Below are 2,704 nucleotides of genomic sequence, written 5' to 3' on the forward strand. Positions count from 1 at the left end.
CATCGTCCACCCCATATTTCGGTAGCGCCGTCCTGGCGGCTACCTACCAGTTTTCCAAACTGGGGCATTAGCTCAATTGGTAGAGCAGCTGACTCTTAATCAGTAGGTTCGGGGTTCGAGTCCCTGATGCCCCACCATTTTCTCTAGTCACTTCAAACACGTACACGCTCCTGGCAATCGCGCTCGCAGCGCCAATCGCACACTATTTACGAAATCGCACACCATCCCATCAGCTTTCCTCTTGTTGGTTAGGGGCTCCGGCCCGCAGCGAGTGCTCTCGCCCACGCTCTCCGGCCAGCACCTTGCAGATAACGTCATGTATCGCGTGCACCTTCTCCATCGGCACGGGATCTCCTAGGAGTCCGTCGATATTCAGCTCACCAAGAATTGACTGCGCCACGTAGTTCAATGGCCGGCGATTCTCCTCGCCCGAGTATGGGAAGTCCGGGTCTTTCTTGTCGCTCATTGGTCGCCCCTGTTTGGGTTCGTTTACCTAACCGGCTCAATCTTACGCACTCGCTGGTACCTCGGGAGCATCCCAAGGCTCTCCGGGTTCGCGTGGTTGCTCTTCGCCCACGACCGCAGATCGTGGAACGTGAAGTCGACGCCCAGCCGCTTGTGCGCCAGACGGATGCTGTCCAGCGTCCACGCGCTGCACTGTTCGCCGCATGCATGGGGCGGGGCCTTCCGCTTGCGCTGTCGCTTACGGGCGCTGAGATCCTCGCAGAATACGTGCTCACACGTGCTCGCCTCTAGGGCCTCGCGGATCACTTGGCGCAATAGATCTGACCACGCCACGACAGACCGGCGCCCGGTCTTGCTCTCCACGATCACAACGCCCTCGGGCGTGATGTGCTCCTTACGAAGCGCCACGAGATCTGACTGCCTAGGCTTCGCCATGAGCGCCTGTGCGGCCATCACGCGACGATAGTGCGGCGGTGCTACGTTGAGTGCGGCTTGTAGCTCAGCCGTCTCCAGCACCCGCCCACGGGCGTGCTCAGTGTTGCGGCTGATGCCCTTGGCCGGGTTCTCGTTCAGGTGCCCGCAGCGCATCGCATACTCAAAGATGTCTGACATCACCGAACGATACCGGTTAGCCATCACGCGCGCCTTCATTTGGTCCATCATCATGGCGATGTGCGAGCGCTCAATGTCGCGCGGCGCCATGTGGGCAAACACCGGCATCAGCTTGTTCACAATCCGCGTGTACTCGTCTCGTGTCGCGGGCGCCTTCTCGGCAAGCCGCTGCGACGTGAGGTACTCCGCAATGATCTGGCCGAAGGTGCCGGTCTGGTGGCCGGTCTCTAAGCGGCGCTCGAACTTTGCGAGCTGCTCATAAAGCGTCGGAAGTCCCTCGCCAACGCGGCAAAGCACCTTCTGGATTAGCCCCGTCTTCGCTGACGCCGCCGGGTGCCCCGTCAGCTTCCGTCGGTACAGGTAGGACCCGTAGCGAACGAAGACGTATTTCGGTAGCCCCTTGCTCATTACTCACCTAGCGCCGAAAAGTTCGGCTGACTGTCAGGCTGCGCCTTCGATGTGTCGGGTGCACGATCGAGGCCGAGAGCCTGGACGCTGGTGTACGGCTTGCCGTCGGCGTTCAGGCGGTAGGGGATGCGTTCGCTGCGCAGGTACTCGACCACGCGCGCCGGGCTCTTTCGGCCCACGATCTCCGCCAGGCGCTCGAATTGCAAGATTCCGTCGGTCACGGTCGCTTAACCTTCGACTCCGCAATATCCTCCTCGCTCACACCCATGATCGCCATGGACAGCTCCTTGGCTATCGCTCGACCTTCGCGCACGAGATCCATATCTCGATCGAATCGCGCCTTGCTCGCCGGGTGGTGCTCAGGTTGCCAGCGGTCCTGAAGTTCGCTCTCCAGGTCGTCGCACAGCTCCTTGATGATGTTCGCGGCTTTGGTCGCTTGCTCTGCGGTTAGGCGGGTCACACGCAGACTTCCATCAGCTCAGCCAGGGCCTTTGAGGCATCGGCTGGCAGAGCGACATCATCGAGTGCATTAATCAGCTCTACCGCCGCATCGTTTAGGCGGTCGCGCTCTGCCTCGTATGCTTCCGCATCCGCTTCGAGGTTGCCTAGTTCCTCTTCCGCAGCCTCCGCTCGGTCGTTGGCATGCTGGACGTCCAGAGCCAGCCCATCGACCCGAGTAGAAAGCTCAATCCGAAGGACCGCCTCCGTGGTCGGGTCGGCGCCCGCAATCGCGCTCTGAAGCTCAGCGACGGACATATGCGAGCAGTTCACTTGACCACCTCGAACATCGGCACGGTAGCGTTCGTCATTGCGTCATCCTCCCGCCCAACGCCACCAACCCCCGCGGCCCCAGCCCGCCCCTACGCACGCGCTTAGGCGCCGGCTCCCACGGGAACCGCTGCTCACCGCGGAGCATGCGCAGGACCGGGGAGGACTGCAGGCAGGCGGCGCATTGGCAGCCCCGTACGTGGGTGGTCATGACAATGCCAAAGCCGCTAGTTGCTCGGTCGGGACGGCCTTCGTGAACTTACCTTCAGGGCCAATGGAAAGCAGTTCGTCTAGCACCGGCTGGATTGTTTCCCACGCCTCCTCCGCCGCCTCCGCCGCCCACGCCGCCCACGCCGCCCTCGCCGCCCACGCCGCCCTCGCCGCCCTCGCCGCCCACGCCGCCGCCTCCGCCGCCCACGCCGCCCACGCCGACCTCGCCGCCCACGCCGCC

At 62.8% G+C, this 2,704-nt stretch carries 6 protein-coding genes and 1 tRNA gene; 2 read left to right on the plus strand and 5 right to left on the minus strand.

The features are described 5' to 3' along the window. The first annotated feature begins 61 nt into the window (after positions 1 to 61). Positions 62 to 137, plus strand: a tRNA-Lys gene (locus AAGA68_27325). Between the two features lie 92 nt (positions 138 to 229). Here the strand turns inward: AAGA68_27325 and AAGA68_27330 are convergent. From AAGA68_27330 to AAGA68_27350, 5 genes are read right to left on the minus strand one after another with little or no spacing between them, the layout of a single operon-like run. After that, positions 230 to 466, minus strand: a complete 237-nt coding sequence (locus AAGA68_27330; GenBank protein ID MEM9388783.1) for a hypothetical protein — start codon at positions 464 to 466, stop codon at positions 230 to 232. Positions 467 to 489: 23 nt separating this feature from the next. Continuing rightward, a complete protein-coding gene (locus AAGA68_27335; GenBank protein ID MEM9388784.1) occupies positions 490 to 1,485 on the minus strand; it encodes a hypothetical protein in 996 nt (331 codons plus the stop codon). Beyond that, positions 1,485 to 1,706 (minus strand): DUF4224 domain-containing protein, encoded by a 222-nt coding sequence (locus tag AAGA68_27340; GenBank protein MEM9388785.1) that lies wholly within the window; start codon positions 1,704 to 1,706, stop codon positions 1,485 to 1,487. Before AAGA68_27340 ends, AAGA68_27335 begins: the two co-directional genes overlap by 1 nt. Further along, complete coding sequence (locus tag AAGA68_27345; protein ID MEM9388786.1) at positions 1,703 to 1,945, minus strand: hypothetical protein; 243 nt, start codon at positions 1,943 to 1,945, stop codon at positions 1,703 to 1,705. Before AAGA68_27345 ends, AAGA68_27340 begins: the two co-directional genes overlap by 4 nt. Beyond that, positions 1,942 to 2,256, minus strand: a complete 315-nt coding sequence (locus AAGA68_27350; GenBank protein MEM9388787.1) for a hypothetical protein — start codon at positions 2,254 to 2,256, stop codon at positions 1,942 to 1,944. Before AAGA68_27350 ends, AAGA68_27345 begins: the two co-directional genes overlap by 4 nt. Positions 2,257 to 2,506: 250 nt before the next feature. Between AAGA68_27350 and AAGA68_27355 the strand changes: the two genes are divergently transcribed. Then, on the plus strand, positions 2,507 to 2,704 hold a 198-nt coding region (locus tag AAGA68_27355; protein MEM9388788.1), incomplete at its 3' end, for a hypothetical protein.

The sequence above is a fragment of the Pseudomonadota bacterium genome (genome assembly GCA_039193195.1).
In the GTDB taxonomy this organism is placed as follows: Bacteria; Pseudomonadota; Gammaproteobacteria; order Steroidobacterales; family JBCBZW01; genus JBCBZW01.

Bases quoted from the DNA above. Each gene is read 5' to 3' on its own strand.
- AAGA68_27330 (MEM9388783.1), bottom strand. From the start codon at position 466: ATGAGCGACAAGAAAGACCCGGACTTCCCATACTCGGGCGAGGAGAAT.
- AAGA68_27335 (MEM9388784.1), bottom strand. From the start codon at position 1,485: ATGAGCAAGGGGCTACCGAAATACGTCTTCGTTCGCTACGGGTCCTAC.